Annotated in this window: 18 protein-coding genes; all 18 read right to left on the bottom strand. The window is 41.4% G+C overall.

Annotation, left to right across the window (positions count from 1 at the left end):
• Positions 1 to 68: 68 nt before the first annotated feature.
• Positions 69 to 773 (bottom strand): hypothetical protein, encoded by a 705-nt coding sequence (locus tag ACFQV5_RS24520; RefSeq protein ID WP_379250945.1) that lies wholly within the window; start codon positions 771 to 773, stop codon positions 69 to 71.
• A 22-nt stretch (positions 774 to 795) separates the two neighbouring features.
• Positions 796 to 1,869 carry a hypothetical protein gene (locus tag ACFQV5_RS24515; protein WP_379250943.1) on the bottom strand — a complete coding sequence of 358 codons (1,074 nt, stop codon included), beginning with the start codon at positions 1,867 to 1,869 and terminating at the stop codon, positions 796 to 798.
• A gap of 37 nt (positions 1,870 to 1,906) precedes the next feature.
• A complete protein-coding gene (locus ACFQV5_RS24510) occupies positions 1,907 to 2,362 on the bottom strand; it encodes a hypothetical protein (protein ID WP_379250941.1) in 456 nt (151 codons plus the stop codon).
• Entirely contained in the window at positions 2,359 to 2,949 is a 591-nt protein-coding gene (locus tag ACFQV5_RS24505; protein WP_379250939.1) for an RNA polymerase sigma factor, read from the bottom strand. The genes ACFQV5_RS24510 and ACFQV5_RS24505 overlap by 4 nt, the downstream gene beginning before the upstream one ends.
• Before the next feature lie 106 nt (positions 2,950 to 3,055).
• On the bottom strand, positions 3,056 to 3,271 hold the full coding sequence (locus tag ACFQV5_RS24500) for a hypothetical protein (protein ID WP_379250937.1): 216 nt from the start codon (positions 3,269 to 3,271) through the stop codon (positions 3,056 to 3,058).
• A 163-nt stretch (positions 3,272 to 3,434) separates the two neighbouring features.
• Complete coding sequence (gene cysK, locus ACFQV5_RS24495; protein ID WP_379250935.1) at positions 3,435 to 4,370, bottom strand: cysteine synthase A; 936 nt, start codon at positions 4,368 to 4,370, stop codon at positions 3,435 to 3,437.
• Positions 4,371 to 4,481: 111 nt separating this feature from the next.
• Positions 4,482 to 5,273: a CPBP family intramembrane glutamic endopeptidase gene (locus ACFQV5_RS24490; RefSeq protein WP_379250933.1), complete on the bottom strand. Its 792-nt coding sequence runs from the start codon at positions 5,271 to 5,273 to the stop codon at positions 4,482 to 4,484.
• 184 nt (positions 5,274 to 5,457) lie between these two features.
• Positions 5,458 to 7,815 (bottom strand): xyloglucanase, encoded by a 2,358-nt coding sequence (locus tag ACFQV5_RS24485; RefSeq protein WP_379250931.1) that lies wholly within the window; start codon positions 7,813 to 7,815, stop codon positions 5,458 to 5,460.
• Positions 7,816 to 8,137: 322 nt separating this feature from the next.
• Entirely contained in the window at positions 8,138 to 8,803 is a 666-nt protein-coding gene (locus tag ACFQV5_RS24480; protein WP_379250929.1) for an HAD family hydrolase, read from the bottom strand.
• A 3-nt stretch (positions 8,804 to 8,806) separates the two neighbouring features.
• Positions 8,807 to 9,505: an HAD family hydrolase gene (locus ACFQV5_RS24475; RefSeq protein WP_379250927.1), complete on the bottom strand. Its 699-nt coding sequence runs from the start codon at positions 9,503 to 9,505 to the stop codon at positions 8,807 to 8,809.
• A gap of 190 nt (positions 9,506 to 9,695) precedes the next feature.
• Positions 9,696 to 10,259, bottom strand: a complete 564-nt coding sequence (locus ACFQV5_RS24470; protein ID WP_379250925.1) for a PepSY domain-containing protein — start codon at positions 10,257 to 10,259, stop codon at positions 9,696 to 9,698.
• A gap of 138 nt (positions 10,260 to 10,397) precedes the next feature.
• The gene (locus tag ACFQV5_RS24465) at positions 10,398 to 11,129 is read right to left on the bottom strand and encodes a PepSY domain-containing protein (RefSeq protein ID WP_379250923.1); all 732 of its coding nucleotides are present in this window, start codon (positions 11,127 to 11,129) and stop codon (positions 10,398 to 10,400) included.
• A 75-nt stretch (positions 11,130 to 11,204) separates the two neighbouring features.
• Positions 11,205 to 12,602, bottom strand: a complete 1,398-nt coding sequence (locus ACFQV5_RS24460; RefSeq protein WP_379250921.1) for a sensor histidine kinase — start codon at positions 12,600 to 12,602, stop codon at positions 11,205 to 11,207.
• 2 nt (positions 12,603 to 12,604) lie between these two features.
• On the bottom strand, positions 12,605 to 13,315 hold the full coding sequence (locus ACFQV5_RS24455) for a response regulator transcription factor (RefSeq protein ID WP_379251163.1): 711 nt from the start codon (positions 13,313 to 13,315) through the stop codon (positions 12,605 to 12,607).
• A 100-nt stretch (positions 13,316 to 13,415) separates the two neighbouring features.
• Positions 13,416 to 14,429 (bottom strand): DUF4367 domain-containing protein, encoded by a 1,014-nt coding sequence (locus ACFQV5_RS24450; RefSeq protein WP_379250919.1) that lies wholly within the window; start codon positions 14,427 to 14,429, stop codon positions 13,416 to 13,418.
• The gene (locus tag ACFQV5_RS24445; protein ID WP_379250917.1) at positions 14,414 to 15,016 is read right to left on the bottom strand and encodes an RNA polymerase sigma factor; all 603 of its coding nucleotides are present in this window, start codon (positions 15,014 to 15,016) and stop codon (positions 14,414 to 14,416) included. Before ACFQV5_RS24445 ends, ACFQV5_RS24450 begins: the two co-directional genes overlap by 16 nt.
• A gap of 148 nt (positions 15,017 to 15,164) precedes the next feature.
• Positions 15,165 to 15,929 (bottom strand): DnaD domain-containing protein, encoded by a 765-nt coding sequence (locus ACFQV5_RS24440; RefSeq protein ID WP_379250915.1) that lies wholly within the window; start codon positions 15,927 to 15,929, stop codon positions 15,165 to 15,167.
• Positions 15,930 to 15,943: 14 nt separating this feature from the next.
• Positions 15,944 to 17,239, bottom strand: a complete 1,296-nt coding sequence (asnS, locus tag ACFQV5_RS24435; protein WP_379250913.1) for an asparagine--tRNA ligase — start codon at positions 17,237 to 17,239, stop codon at positions 15,944 to 15,946.
• Positions 17,240 to 17,268: the final 29 nt, after the last annotated feature.

Here is a 17,268-nt window from a genome sequence, read left to right as displayed (position 1 = left end):
TATTCAAAAAAAAGTAAAGCGAGCTTAATAAGCCTCGCTTTACTTTTTTTCGTTAATCTCCTGCATTTTTAATCTATCACGTTCCCATTTAGATCGCGCACAACCACTTTTATTGAAGAAGGCGCGGATACCGTTACATCAAGTTGAGGGGAACCACCATTCAATGCATAGCGTGGTGGTTCTGCTACGTTTACGTATAGAATATTTCCAGCTAACTTCGTCTCGATTAGAGTAGACATGTTATCCCCTTTGATCAACTCTTCATCCTTTGTTAGCAAACTCCCAAACACAAGCAGCTTGTTCGAACTGCTGGCATCTTTCTTCACGTTATACATGTAACTTCCTTGAACTATGATTTTAGTTACCCCTGAGGGGACATCCATGTTAATTTCCGGAATTTGAACCGTCTTATATATAGCTCCTGTTTCACGGCGTATATGATCCATAATACCGGTTGAGCTAAGCGCAGCCATTCCGATACAGCAAATGGTGAGGAATCCGATTAACAGAATACTGAACACATCGTATTTCACGAATTCCCCTTTTCGGAAAAATAACGTATATCCTACAATCTCTATACCGAGAAGTATAAATATGATCGGCCACCATTTCAGAGCCGTGTCAAACACCTCTACTCCCTTCCACTGGGATGTTAGAACCAACAAACCGAGCAAGAGTAGTGAAATTCCCATGGACAGGGTTCCAACTCGCCACTGTCGTCCCGCCGTTGTCCTCGCAGGCTCATAATCCGCTATATGACTATTCTGATTCATGTAATGACGACCCCCTCTGGACTTATCTTTTTTTCGAACCAAGCATCAATTTAATTCCGCCGCCAATGAGAACGATCGATACGATTGCCGTCTTCACATAATTACGGATTAGATAACTGATATGCGTTTCAGGAAATAGCGTTTCTAAGTAAGGCAGGATAACACTAGTAAAGATAAAGTAAATCCCCAGTAATAATAATCCCAGTCCAAGCCATTTCTGGTGATTAACAAAGCCTTCGATCACAGGTTTATCCCGAAGTGGCTCGCGTCCATAACGACTAACCTGTTGTAGACCGTCAAAGAAACAATAGAACCAAATCAGTGGAATAAGGAACATAAACAAAGTAAGTCTCAGTACATCCATGATATAAATACTACCTAAAAATAGTACCATCATCTGTAGACCGCGCTTCTGGAGGCCTAGATACATCTGTCCCGCTCCCGGAAAAGCAGAGAGTAGTGTAGCGAACACTTTGCTCCGTCGTCCTTCTTCGCGGCTCGTTTCCAGCTCCTCAAACAATGTACGATCTTTGATCAATTCTCCGGCCTGTTTACGGTGAACCAGTTGCACGACATCGAACATACAGTATAGCCAGATGATCGGCAGCATACCAAGAAACAGTAGAAACACAGATTCATGCGTTAAACCCGTAAGAAACATTAAGATCGTCGCCAGTCCAAAAAATGAGATGAGAAACGACAATCCTCGCTGCATCAGTCCAAGATGTAAATGCCCTAATCCAGGAATAATGGACAGCAGAATCGTGTAGAATCGTTCAGAATCTTCACTCTTGTCCTGTGGTACCGTCATGGGTCTTCCATATTCATCATGCACGATTCTAGTTGGCGTATATCTTAACAAGGCTATCAACAAATCAAGCATACTAATCCCCCATATGAATAGGGCGACGATAATCCCGAAAATTAACGGTTCATCATCACTAGACGCAATCGCCAAGACAAAGGCGGCCATCAATATCCCAAAAAACATGACAGGGTAGACTAATGCTCTCCCTCTTCTCCCCCAGTAGTAATGGCCCAGCCCTGGGATGACATTCATAATAAATGCAAGCCCTTTATTGCGTTGTGGTTGCACAATGCATCTTCCTTTCATTTTATCAATTGATTATTTATCAAGGCTTCAACTGATCCAGCCAATTTGTCGTCTTTTCCATTAATTGTTCACTATAAGAAGGAGACGAAGATAGTTCTGCCTTAGGGTTCTTACCTTCTGGAAACAATCGATCAAATGCTCCGGAGAACATAAGGACTAGCGTAATGGATGCAGCAACTGTATAGTGAAACACTGATTTTTCATACCAGCGACGCGGCCGATCTAATGAGATTGGAACGGGTTGGCTACGGTATGGAACGATTGTCTCATTAGACAACACCCGATCCACAAAGGTCTCCGGATGATTCATGACAGGCAGCTCGCTGTCCATTTCAGACATGACCTGCATATACACTTCCAATACATCATCATTGGACAGCATTAAAGCTTCCCATGAGGCTGCTTCTTCTGAAGAGCATTCTCCCTTTATGTAATTGGTTGCTCGAGATCTCCACTCTGAAATTGTTGTATTCATCTCCAATCATCCTCCTTCCATGTGTTTCGGATCCATTGTCTGGCTCTGTAAAGCTTAGATTCCACCGTTTTTACTGTCACTCCAAGTTCAGCGGCAATTTGTTCATAATTTTTTTCATCCAGATAAAAAGCGGTTACTACCTCTCGATGATTATCCGGAAGTTTCAACACTTTGTTCCTCAACTCTTTTTTCTTTTCCTTGCGGATCAATAAGTTTAACGTATCCTCATCTTGGGAAGGAATCCTATCAAGGACTTCGCTATTCTCACCTTGTTGCTCAGGAGATCTGCGAATAAGTTTACGTTTGATATCAATCGATTTATTTAGTGTAATGCGAGTAATCCAGGTCTTAAATCCTTCTGAACGGTATTGGGGGAGAGCTTTGTATACCTGAATAAAAACTTCCTGTGACGCATCTTCAGCTTCCTTGACATCATGGAGGACCGAATAGGCTGTATGGAATACATGCTTGCTATATAAGTTTACAAGTTCCCGAAACGCTTCCTGCTCGCCCTGCAAAATACGTGTGATTAATCTCTCTGTTTCAATCGCTCTCCCCTCCTTCCCACAATTAATAGACGTATACATTTATCTTACCCCTGCACTTTTTTTAAAAAATAATAAAAACAAAAAAAGAACGTCTCCCGACGCTCTACTTAAACGAATTATGATGTAAAAAAGTCTGTGGGTTTTATTATTTATTGTCGAATAATTTATGCGTAGTCCAATTAGCAGTTATACCAGTTACAGGAACACCGATAAGTACCAGTAATATCATTGAGAGCAGATCCGTAATTGGAGGCTTCCACGGCACAAATGTATCCCAGATCCATCTAAATATTAGGAAAAAGAGGATCATATACACGATTAACATCACTGCAAAAACTACTTTCTCTTTACGACTTCCCATAAACATCCTCCCCTGGTGTCAAATATACATATTTATACAACGATATCATACTCTCCAATATTATTGAACAAAGTCCCTACAAAAGATTTCCAACAAAAAAAGAACAGCTCCGACATCGTCCAGCTGTTCTTTTTGATATTTGTGTGTTTATTTCAAGAAAACTCTACATTTCCTCATATAGATTCGTGGATAAATAACGTTCACCACTGTCAGGCAGAAGAACAACAATATTCTTATCCTTATTCTCTGGCTTATTCGCGAGCTGCATAGCTGCATAGGCAGCTGCACCGGAAGATATCCCAACAAGCAAACCTTCAATTTTAGCTAGCTCTCTGGCCGTTTCAATCGCATCATTGTTACTCACAGTCATAATTTCATCAACAAATTGTCCATTAAAATTTCCAGGAATAAAACCGGCGCCAATCCCCTGAATTTGGTGAGGGCCGCGTTGCCCTCCAGAAAGTACTGGGGAATCTGCTGGCTCTACAGCTACAATCTTTACGCTTGCGTTCTTTTCTTTCAGTACTTCACCTACACCTGAGATGGTTCCGCCTGTGCCCACTCCTGCAACGAATATATCGATCTTACCGTTCGTATCCCGCCAAATCTCTTCAGCAGTCGTCTTACGGTGAATAGCTGGGTTGGCTGGATTCTCGAACTGCTGGGGAAGGAATGCTCCTGGTGTCGTAGCAACGATCTCCTCAGCACGTTTGATAGCACCTGCCATACCTTCATTGGCAGGGGTTAATATAAGTTCCGCTCCAAGCGCAGCAAGCAGTTTACGTCGCTCCATACTGAAGCTTTCAGGTAGTGTAATAATAAGCTTATACCCCAGTGCAGCAGCTGCAAATGCAAGACCCACACCTGTATTCCCGCTTGTCGGTTCAACGATAATAGAGCCAGGTTTCAATAAACCTTTCTCCTCCGCATCCTTAATCATAGCGAATCCAATTCGGTCCTTCACACTGCCTGCCGGATTGAAGTATTCTAATTTAGCAATCACTTTACCTTGCAATTGATGCTCTTTATTAAAGTTAGAAAGTTCAAGTAACGGAGTATTTCCGATGAGTTCAGTTATATTTTTTGCAATTCCATTCATGGTATTACCTCCAAATAAATAGTTGACACTATCCTCCACTTTACCATTCATAGAGCCAAAAAACAAAAACCTGCATAAACAGGTATATAACTAGATCTTCTAAACTCAGATTTAAAGTATCATCCCGCTTAGTACAAAAAGTATGTTCATCGTAAAGTGCATCACCATCACTGGTAGCAACCCTTGTGATCTGACTGCCGTCGCAGACATCATCATTCCGAATAATGCAAATAAGAGACATATCCACCACGAAAACCCCAAATGCAAATGATAGAAACCAAACCCTATACCAGCGATAATTATTCCCCTAACTTCACCAACCACTTGAACATAACGACTAAGTATATATCCCCGCCACAGGAGCTCCTCAAACACTGCATTAATGAAAGCGAAGCAAACGGCATAAAGCACGAGTAATCCTAAATCAGGTCGGCTCCAGTCAATCATCCAGATAAATATCATCAAAGTGACAGCTATGAAAATCAAAAGAAAGCGCCATATCGGATCAGAGATTGGTCCTTTCAAAATAAAGGGGAAATAAATGCGGTTGTTCCACTGTCCTACAGCCAAATACTTCGTTTTCTTATCTCTAATTATAATAAACCATATGAGCATTCCGATTAAACTTAAGCGAGATAGAATGACACCCCACTCGGTATGATGTATAAATGATGCCTTAATTATATTACCGACATTAACATATACTAAATAACCAATGAGATATAACAAGCAGATCTTCGCAGACTCTTTTACCTGTGTTGTTTTAGTCCAAACAATCAAACCAGCAAGATATGCACCCCATACTATAATTATATAAAATGGGCTCACTTGAACCAAAGTAACCGACACAACAAACAAAAACAATTGCGTTACCCAAATATTCTTTTTAATCCAGTCCGTCAAAGGGTTCTCTCCTATATCTATTAAATTATTTCAAAGATAGATTACTATCATCATAATTTTCGAACATACTTATATTCTTCAGGGTATGACCCCTTCCCTTCATTATGATCCTTGCGAAACGCAAAGAGGCAGCCCCTGGTCAATTGACCTAATGGGACTACCCCTTACGTTATAAATTCAACAGTTATTTTTTATTTTTCGATTTATTTGATTTTTCTGGATCTCCAATAACGATCCCCAAACCATTCGTACCGATGTATACACGACCATAGACTCTAGGATCTCCAGTAATCGTACGATTAGCAGCACCAAACTGGTTATCATCATCATTGATTCGAGTCCAGGTCACACCCTTATTATCAGACCGATACACACCGTATTTATTATTGATTTTTGCATAGCTGTAAAGCGCCATATATTTCTGTCCTGGAGCAGCTTTACCAAATCCAATAGTAGCTGCTTCCTGTACGTTGTTGACCTTAGTGAAGGTTACTCCCCCATCTGTGGAGTGCCAAAGCCCAAATGGACTAGAAATATCGCTGTTATCTTTTGCCGAAGCAATCCAGATATCACCTTCATTCCCGGGAACAGCTTTGAACTTACTTGTCATTAGAGTAGGCAAGCCACCAGCCTTAGATATTACAAAGCTTGCTCCACTATCGTTACTTATATAGAATTGTCCATTTGCCATTCCATAGAACTTCCTAGGGTTTACACGGTCTGATGAAACCACCGCTCCTTCTGGAATTCCTTTTGATGCCGTCCATGAGCGGCCCTGATCCAACGAAAAGCTAACAAGACGAGGTGATGTGTCAGTAATGCCCTTTGGACTCCAAACTACACTTGAACCATCTGCACCTACGGCTACCCATCCACCTTCTGTTTTATCTTCGTCAGTTGCATTCCAAGCATTCACAACTGGGGTCCAGGTCTTACCGTTATCCAATGAGATCCCCATCCGAGCACTTTTACCTTCAGCGTTACCGACCCGAACAACGATATTCGGATTTAACTCGGCATAATCCAAGTCCGTGCTGTTACCGAGATAAGGATTCGTGATCATCTGTGGTGCTTTACTCAAATCCTCATGTCGGAATCCCCCAATATCGCCCATAGAGCTGATAAGTGATGCACCAGAAGGAGGACTGATCAATCCAAGAATAGCCGTTTCCTCAATTCCTTCAGCTTGAACCGAGATTTTGACGTCCTCATTATGATCAAGCGAAGTCATATTGTTCGTTCCATATAATGTTGCACCTGTTCCATACATGACTCGGTCTGAATTGAAAGGATCAATTTCAAGGTCACCTATCATCCAGCCAAGCTTAGGCGAAATCTCTGGGAGACTCTTTTCTTCTCCCCAATCCAGCCAAGGAGCCAAAGAATAGTCAATCGTGAATTTATTATCACGAACTGGATCTTTTGAATAATCCAAGGTCCATAGTGAATTCCATGTCTTTCCACCATCTGTGCTGCGGTATATATTATCATCCGGCCACCATTTGTTCAGCGTGGCGACCATTAATGTATCCGGGTTATTGCGATCAACCGCAAGCCCACCATATGGATTATCTGTGTTCCCTGTCGGACTGATATCGGTCCATACACCGGTCTTTGTATCATATTTCCAAACCGAACCTTTGCCGCCTTCATAAGGGCCAATAAATTCGTTATATGTGATATACAGTATGCCGTTCGATCCTAATACCCCGTGATGCGGCATAAATTTCTGGTTTGGTTGACCGGGTAAAGGCTCCCAACTCTTGCCCCCGTCCGTACTCCGATAAATACTGTTGTCCGTATCTGCCACACCAACATAGATCGTTTGTGTTGCATGTCCTTTTTTCCCTGTTGACTTATCAAAAGTCACCCATGCTGGTCCGACGATATCATTATAATAATCTTTCACATTGCCTACAGCCGTAAAGCTTGTGACTTTATTCCAAGTCTTCCCGTAATCGATACTCTTCCATAATCCATTCCCGCTTCTTGCACCTAAATACAAGATTCGGTTATCGTTCGGATCAACTGCCAATCGCTCTCCCATCGAACGTCCTGGCATATTACCACCAAGTTTAAACGGGAGCTCCGTACGTTCAAATGTATTTCCTTTATCCTTTGAGCGAAGAATGACCCCATTCATATCTGTCCAGTCGTTAGAATATGTTCCCGATGCAATATAAAGGCGGTTCGTATCTACTGGATCCGTAGCCAAACTCTCCACACCAAGCATATTCCATTCGTCAAAACTAACAAAACTCATCAGTTGTTTCCACGTCTTATCTGCTGGATTCCAGCGATAAGCACCACCCATATCTGTCCGTGCATATATCAAATCTTTTTCACTCGGATTAAACACAATTCCGGGAATAAAACCTCCACCGACCACTTTAGCACGATCCCATTGATATTTTTCTTTCTTTATTTGATTGGAACCATGGGGGGGCTTCGTATTCCCCGTTGGTTTTTTGGCCATAGCGGTGCTTCCAACAGATAGCACGAGTGCTGCGACTACAGTTAAACTTAGTATTTTTTTGAACATTAGTTCGCCTCCCTATAGAATAAGCTTCTCGTAAATTACAATTTCATCAACCAATTGTAATTCCATAAATTTCATGTATTTCAAATCACCTCTCTTCTATGAACCCCATATAAAACACTGAGTATAAGGTTCTTCATCACACTCTTGTAAGCGATTACATAGTTAGAAACAAAAACAGGATACGCCATCATTCTACCCATTTTAAAAACGTATAACTACCATACAAATTGAATAACATTTCATATGATAATTAGCCATTTTTGTGAGTGAACGATATCGTATCCAAGTATAATTCGCCTTATTCTAGCAAAGTGATGTTATATCATCTCGCAATTTCAACCATACTAAATACCTGAAAAAGTTCCTGCACAGTCTTCACTTGTATGGTTGGTCTAGCTGCCGTTATCTCTTCTTCTGTTCCATAACCAAAGCCTACGCCTACAGAATGTATATTGTTGTTATGTGCGCCGTGTATATCGTGCTTCCGGTCACCAATCATGATTGTATCTTCAACATTTAGTTGGTAATTCTCTATGATGTATTGAATAATTTCCGACTTATCTGAACGGGTTCCATCAAGCTCACTTCCGCAGACATACGTAAAATATGAATCTAATTGAAAATGAGATAGGATGGTTTCTGCAAATACATAAGGTTTTGACGTAGCGACAAACAAGGATCTCCCCTGCGATTTCAATACCTCAAGTAATTCAGGAATTCCTGCATAGAGCTCATTTTCATATATTCCGTGTTCCTTGAAATACTCTCTATAATATCCAATGGCCTCCCAAGCTTTATCGCGTGAGAATGAATAAGTTTCCATGAAAGTAACCTCAAGCGGAGGGCCAATAAAGAAGTTCAATTTCGTTAGATCTGGTTCGATAATGTCAAACTTGGCAAGAGCATGTTGAACAGCTTTCGTAATACCGACCTTCGGATCGGTCAGCGTGCCGTCAAGATCAAACAGAATATTTTGATATGTAACCATATCTTATATCGCCTCCAGAAGGTTCTTAATATCCAGTAGATCATCGATGATATACTTGGGATTCTGTCCCTCTTGTAATGTTAGTCTTCGTCCATTATAGAGACAAAAATCGATCCCAGCGTTTACAGCACCTGAATAATCGTCAGTCAAGGAATCACCTATATATAACACTTCCTCTGCATGAACTCCCATAGACAATAAAGCATGTTCAAATATCCTTTGATCCGGTTTCCAGCAGTTAACTTCGTCCGACATAACAAGCACATCAAAATAGTGAGCTAGTTTCCCTGCTGTAAGTCGCATGCGCTGTGCCTCTCCAATACCGTTCGAAATTACTCCCAATTTGTATTGACCGTGAAGGAGCGCTAAAACTTGTTCCGCATTCGGTTCTAAATGACAGGTACTACAAAACGAATCCCAGTATGTCTTTGTAATAGCATGAGGCTTTGTATGTATATGATTGAGTGTTTGGAAGGTATCTGTGAAGGAATGTTCTAAGACTTGATAAATGTTATGATTATTCTCGTTCCTATTCATCCAGTATTTAAAATTAATAGGGCCGAAGATCGACCAAAATGCATCCCATTCGAAAGCCTCATCGATTGTATGATCAGTGAGTGCCTGTTTCATACAGTGTTGTACACTCAGGTCATAGTTCAACAGCGTATTATCCAAATCAAAAATAACTGCCTTATATCCCACTTATATCCATCTCCTTCCTGTATAAATAATAACCTAACTACTTCTTCAGCTCTACATTAAGTTTCAATTTTAATATAAATAAAAGAAAGACCTTATCATGTTCTTCCCTCGTAAATTGAGAAGCATCATAAGGTCTTCTTGTTAAGTTCATGTGAACCAATATTAACACGCTATCAAGTCACAGACTTTATCAATCTTCGTATTCGTTATCGAAATCTTGATCAATGGACAGGACTTTACCCGTAGCCGCATCAATATCGACATCAGCTTCACCCTTAGCTGTTCTCAGATCAACTTCGTAAATGTAGCGATTGTCATCTTCATCTAGTTCGACTTTGATCACTTTACCACCACTTACATTTTTAACAGCAATGGCAGATGCCTCTTCAGATGTAATCTTAACTTCTGCAGGTACTGTATCCAAATTGTCACGGTCATCGTCATCATCGGAATCTTGATCAATGACAGCTAGTACTTTTCCTGTCACAGCATCAACATGCACATCAACATCCTTGCTCTCTTGCTCGATGTCCACCTCATAATAAACCTTACCGTTTTCACGTTCAAGTTCTACATCTTCAACATAACCATTAGCCGCTTTTAACGCCGCTGTCTTTGCCTGTTCGACAGTAATATAATTTTTCGCTGTTGTTGCGTTCTTAGCATCTGTATTACTGCTTGCACCTACCACAGCTGTACCACCAACCAGCATCAACGCGGTTAAAGCACCAATCCACATTTTTCTTCTCATCATTTATTTCCTCCCTCGAAATATCTCATATTGTTGTCTACGTATAAAGAATACCCAACTCATATGAGAGAGCGGAAAGAGAAACATTAGAAATTCATGAGAAATGATTAAGTTTCATTAATCGCCTTTTAATTTGTTATCCTACTCATCATCATCCCAAGTAACTGAACGGATAGCTCCGGATATCGCATTGACTTCCACTGTCGCTTCACGGCCATCCTTCAATTCGATATCTATAAGATAATACGGAATGCCATCATCAGTATCACGGAGATCCACATCGTCTACCTCACCAGAAATTTCGCCAAGAGCAATATTTGACGCTTCCGTTTCCGTCAGCAATCTGGCGGATTTGTCTTTTTCATCTTCTTTAGGAGTGGTCGGTATATTCTTAGATGAAATTGTTTCACCCGTATATGGGTCTAGAGTGATCTCTTTCCGATCACCAGCTTCCTCCTTGACCACAGCCTTATAAACCTGCTCTCCATCTTCTTTAACAAGCTCCAGCCGATCAATTTGCCCTTGAATACTTGACTGTAGCTCTGCCTTCACCTGCTCGCGACTTAATAGTGCTTTCTGTTCAGCATCAGCCGTCTTTTCGAGTTGTTGAATCGAATCGATCGTACCTAAGCTTCCGTTAAGCGATACTTGATACAAGCCGTTCTGAGAGCGAAGCTGAATCATGTACATTCCATTTTCAAATGTAGTCTGCTCTATTTCTCCCGGATATTGATTTAATACGACTTGTTCAGCCGCTTCCGCTGTCAGCATTGCTTGTTTCGTATTCCAAGGCTGCCATATTATTAGAGTTACAATAGCAGCAATTGCAATAATTCCGGCAATCCAGCTCCTCCATATTCTTCGTATATTCACCTGTAACACCTCTTAGTCACTTCTTTGTTCTACCAGTATATCTAGGAAAGATTAGATTCCCATGAGAAGCCAGACTTATTTCACGTCAGATCCGTTCATCTTTGAGCTATGGCGTTTACCACTAGGAAAAATAATAGATGCTGTTGTTCCCTTATCAACCTGGCTGTCCAGCTCAATTCTAACACCAATAGCTCCTGCGATATCTGCGGCTAAAGAAAGACCAAGACCTGATCCACCTTCGCCTGAGCGGCGTGTTCGGGCAGGATCAATCCGATAAAAACGATCAAAAACCTTATCCAGCTCTTCCTTAGGAATACCGATACCGCGATCTATAACACGTACCCAATACTCACCAGGGTTGCCATCAACCTGAACCGTGATTAAGGCATCACTATATTTGCGAGCATTGTCTAACAAAATAAACAAAAGTTGTTTAAGTTTGCTCTCATCGGTTTCTATTAAAATCGTGTTTTCGCCCACAAAGTCGATATCGCGATGGTATGCTTTTTGAAAAGCTCGGACAGACTCTGCAACGGTTTTGGTTATATTCACTTCTTCAAACTTTACGTTCCATTGTTCAGGCTTTCTTGCCAGCATCAGGAGCTGTTCCGTCATTTCACGCATTCGAACGGATTCAGATAAAATTGCCTCAACAGCCTCATCAAATAATTCCGGACGGTCCTTCCCTCTACGTTTCAGTAAGCTTGCATAACTTTCGATAATTGTGATCGGTGTTTTGAGTTCATGCGATGCGTCTGACACAAAGCGTTCTTGACGTTCAAAGCTTGATTCCAGCATATCAATCATCTGATTAAACGTCTCACCCATCTCATTCAATTCGTCTTTTGACTGCTTCCCCAGTTTTAAACGTTTAAACCGACCACTTCTCAGAATATCCTTCATCGTTCTAATCATAGAACTAATTGGATTCATCATGCGGTTTCCTAAAACTCGGCTTGATAGAATTGCCGGAATAAGCGCAATGATTGTCACTATGATGAGAACTGTCTTTAGAACTGAAAGACGGTTCTGCGTTTCAGCCATACTTTCCATAACCTGAACATTAACGACTTCACCATCAGACCAGATCACAGGTACTGAAACATAAACATATCCGGTCGGTCCAACATTTACGATATCAGTCTTACGTTCTTTTTCATAAACGTATTTCTGACCGCTAAGATCTACCTTCGAATCAGATGTCGTCACCGTTTGAGAGCTCGTACCGTCAGGTCTTACAATTCGCAGCATTCCATCCAGCGGGGCATAAGCCCGGAGCAGATCATCCGGTGGTATGGAGCTAGCGGACTGCTGTACACCTTTCACAATCGACGCTGCTTCGGCTTCTGTCCGCTTTATTTCATCACTGACGGACATGCGCTCGAACAGAAAATATACCGAGACGTTCACCGCAATGAGCAATACAGCGAATAAGACAGAAGAATACAAATAAATTTTACTTCTCAGCTTCATAATTACTCCTTCAGGACATATCCGACGCCTCGTACGGTATGAATGAGCTCAGGAGACCTTCCTTGATCGATCTTCTTCCGAACATATCGGATATACACGTCCACGACATTGGTATCCCCGTAATAATCGTATCCCCATACCGCTTGTAAAATCTGTTCTCGATTCAGAACTTGCCGCTGATGCTTAAGTAAAAATACGAGCAAATCATATTCTCTTGGCGTAAGCTCGATAACCTCTCCATCACGGATGACCTCCCGCGTATGCTCATTCAGTCGCAGGTCAGCTGCAGTCAACCATTCTTCTTCTGCCTTTGAGGCAATAGCAGTACCCGATTCAGCGGTCGTTAAAGCACTCAGACGGAGCGTTGCACGAATACGAGCCAGCAGCTCCTCGATCTGAAATGGCTTGGTCACATAATCATTCGCTCCAAGATCAAGACCGGATACCTTGTCCTCGACGGAGTCCTTCGCCGTTAGTAAAATAACCGGAGTGCGTGAGTCGTGCTGCCTGATACGCCTAAGCACCTCAATACCACTCATATTCGGCAGCATAATATCCAGTAAGATCAAATCCCATTTTCCTGTGCGATATAATTCCAATCCGTCAGAACCCGTATAAGCCTTACCTACACGGTATCCTTCATATTCGAGTTCGATTTCGAGCAAACGTGCAATTTTCTCTTCATCTTCAATAATTAGTATTGCTTCGTTCATCATCTAGTCCCCTTGTTAGCCCATCTATCTTTATTATTACCTAGTATACAATAAACCCAGCACCAATTTGGAGCTGGGTTACGAATCTATATAACGCCGACTACTGTACAAACTCCTCGGCCACTTTTATTAGTTTTTCTTTCGAAAGATTACTCTTGATTGAACTTGTAATATTATACTCAAGATTATTTTTCTCATCGACCCATCTCAAAATTTGATTCACATCGTAATCAACTTTATCCTTTTGATTCGTATACTGGACATAGATCATTTCTTGTCCTTTAACCATTACTTTTTCCACTATATCTTCATCTGTATGAGAGATCTGTTGCTTTTCTTCAATTCCAGCACGCATCAATATTTGTACATTAATATGATCTTCAAAACCTTTTCCTTTCGTGTATATTAACCATATGGAACTTGTTGAAGGTGATTCTAGGGCTTTCACAAATACTTTTTTATTGTTCGTAGATGCTTCTGCCTGGCGAATCAATTCTTCTTGTATTTCATAATAAGCCTCAGTTGGGCCATGCTCATCAAATACACCTACAGGCATACCTAAATTGACTATATTGCCTTCATCAAAGGTATATTCAGTTAAGAGACGGGAAGGTAAAATAGTCGATGGTACACCTCTTTTACTAACTTCCGATTGCAGTGTATTCAGATTACCCAAGGAAAGAGGAGTTGTTGAGAATTCAAGGAGTTGATTAGCTCCACGGGTCTCTTTTTGTAATTTATTGATATTTTCATCATGAATGTAGTACACAATATCTTGACCAGGTAGAGCAGAGCGCTGTGCAATACTTGAATATGGAGATATTAAGCTGTAAAGTTTTTCTACTTTATGATCCTCAGGAAAAGTTTCTTTAAGCTTGGTCTCAAGAACCACATTCCCTTCTGTATTTCGGATTTGAAAATACTTTGAGGCTCCGTAAGCAGTAACGGTAAGGGATGCCACCAATATAATCGAAGCTGCTGTAACAAGTGGTCTTTTCCATAGTTTTAACCTCGTCTGTTTTTTGGGAAGCCTCGAAATCCTCTCCATTACATTCGTTCTTACATTGATTTGAGCGCTTGTCTGTCTCTCATAACTTCTTAACTTCTCTTCCACATCACTTCGATGAAATTCCAATGTTGCTCACCCTCTCTTTCAATAATCCATCTTTTTATTTTTTGTAATGCACGGTTATACCGCTTTTTTATCGATTCCGGTGTTTTGTTCATAATCTGGCCAATCTCGTTATAACTTTTTTCTTCGAAAATACGTAATACAAGTAGATTTCTTTCCAAGGAAGATAATCTTTTCAGGGCACATTCAAAAGGTTCACTGAATATGTATTTCTCAACCTCTTCCTCTGTGCTTCTGTATACGTTATTATCCGAACTCAGCAAAGGCAGAATACTTTGAAAAAAACGTGCTCTTCGAAGTATATTTAAACAATGGTGATAGGCGATTTTATACAACCAAGCCGAAAATGATGTATTCTGCTGAAAGGTATCCAGTTTTTGAAAGGCTTTAACTAAAATATCTTGTACCGCATCTTCAGCATCCTGTCGTTGATCTAGCAGCCTCCAGCAATACATAAAAATCTTCTGTTGATATGCATCTACAATAAGACTATAGGCTTGTTGATTCCCCTGTAAGACCAGTTCAATCGCATTCTCAACTGCCTGATCTACATTTATTGGATTGTTCAAAAAAATCGAGCCCTCCTTCCACAGAGTATCAATAACAATGCTTTCATTATGTAGAACAAATGAGTATGTAAAATCGGGACAAAAAATTGCGTCTACAAGATAGATTATCACACACAAAAAAGCACGCCCATAAAGGACGTGCTTTGATTTATCTACCTAAGTTTCTGAACTTCTGCGTATATGCTTTAGCATCCTGTGCTGTCCGCACCCGATTTCTGCTCCATTCTAGCAGTATTCGGTCAATATACCGGAAGTGAACCTTACCAGCAAACACCGCTTCTTTCAGAGCCAATAAGATCAGCTCATCTGGATAACGATCTTGATCAACCCAGCCTGAGATCGTCTCAAGCTCCATGGGAGATAAAGGTCTGCCGAATTCTTTTTCAAAAATACTAAAGAGATTGCGCTCCTCCTGCTCAGGTGTTGCATTAGATGGAGCTGGTGTGTTATACCGCTGATACGTATCTAAGCCCGCGTCGCCATTACTTTTGCGATTAGTTTCAGCAAGCTTAGCCCTTCCAGCTTCCTCTTCGCTCTCTCTGGCAAGATATTGTCCCAGCTTAGCATATAACCCGCTAAGGTTATAACGCTCAAACTGGATGCCCCGCTCTTCATCTACATGCTCATCTATACCAAGCAATCCTTCTTTCATCAGCTTCTGCAACGTCATAGCTATCACTTCAACATTAGCTCCTGTCACATGCTGTAGTTCTTCGAGTGAAGGAAAACTGTTGTGCTCGACCTGCTGAAAACCAAGCAAGTGAATTAATAGTATGCACTCGCTGCTGTTCAAACCGATTGCTCGGTAATAACGAAGTAATGCGTAAGGGATTACGGCCATCCCCTGATTCATGCCTGCAGATGCGCCCGCTGCCCACGAGTTAAAATCACCGGCACCGTTAGCGTGATTCATCGATTCTCTCACGCTTATGGATATAACCGATACAGAGTACGAGGGAATGGAATTGTTTCACGAACATGGTCCAGACCACAGATCCAAGCAACGGTGCGCTCTAAACCGAGACCGAAACCGGAGTGTGGAACCGTGCCGTATTTACGGAGATCCATGTACCATTGGTACGAATCCATCGATAAATTATGCTCGTTAAAACGTTGTTCCAGCAGCTCTGGATCGTCGATACGCTGTGACCCCCCGATAATTTCTCCATAGCCTTCAGGAGCGATCATGTCAGCACACAATACGACTTCCGGACGGTTTGGATCTGGCTTCATATAGAAAGCCTTGAAGCTAGCAGGGTAATGAGTTATAAATACAGGCTTATCATATTTCTCAGCAATAGCCGTTTCGTGAGGTGCACCAAAGTCTTCACCCCAAGAAATTTCATGGCCCTCGGATTGCAGGAATTCGATCGCCTCATCATAAGTGATCCGAGGGAACGGAGCTTGGATTCCTTCCAACTTCGAAATATCTCGTCCGATCGTTTCCAGTTCCTTACGACAGTTCTTCACAACAGACTGAACAACATGACTGATGAACTGCTCTTGAACGCGAAGACTTTCTTCATGATCTGTAAATGCCATCTCCGGCTCAATCATCCAAAATTCGATCAGATGGCGACGCGTTTTGGATTTCTCAGCACGGAAGGTTGGTCCGAAGGAATACACTTTACCAAGTGCCATCGCAGCTGCTTCCATGTATAATTGTCCACTTTGCGTCAGATAAGCATCTTCATCGAAATATTTCGTGTGGAAAAGGTTCGTTGTTCCTTCCGCAGATGTTGGAGTCAGGATCGGAGGATCAACGAGTGTGAATCCATTAATATCGAAAAATTCTTGAATCGCACGAATGATCTCCGCACGAATAACTAGAATGGCACGTTGTTTCTGAGTACGAAGCCATAGATGGCGATGATCCATCAAGAAATCTACGCCATGCTCTTTTGGTGTAATTGGATAATTTTCAGTAAGATGAATGATCTCAATACCCGTTACAGTCATTTCGTATCCGGATTGACTGCGAGGCTCCTCACGGATGATTCCTGTAACATATAGAGAGCTCTCTTGTGTCAAGCTCTTAGCATCATTCCATACTTGTTCAGGAACTTCGCTTTTTACAACAACGCCTTGGATATAACCGGTTCCGTCACGCAGTTGAAGAAACTGTATTTTACCACTGGAACGTTTGTTGTTAATCCAAGCGCCAATCGTAACCGTCTCCCCGACGTGTTGGTTAACTTGACGAATCACACATTTGGTGGACATGCATTAATCTCTCCCTTTGACTCACAATA

The sequence above is a fragment of the Paenibacillus sp. GCM10028914 genome, from assembly GCF_042666275.1.
Classification (GTDB): domain Bacteria; phylum Bacillota; class Bacilli; order Paenibacillales; family Paenibacillaceae; genus Paenibacillus_AQ.
This window is presented reverse-complemented; position numbering and strand designations above follow the sequence as displayed.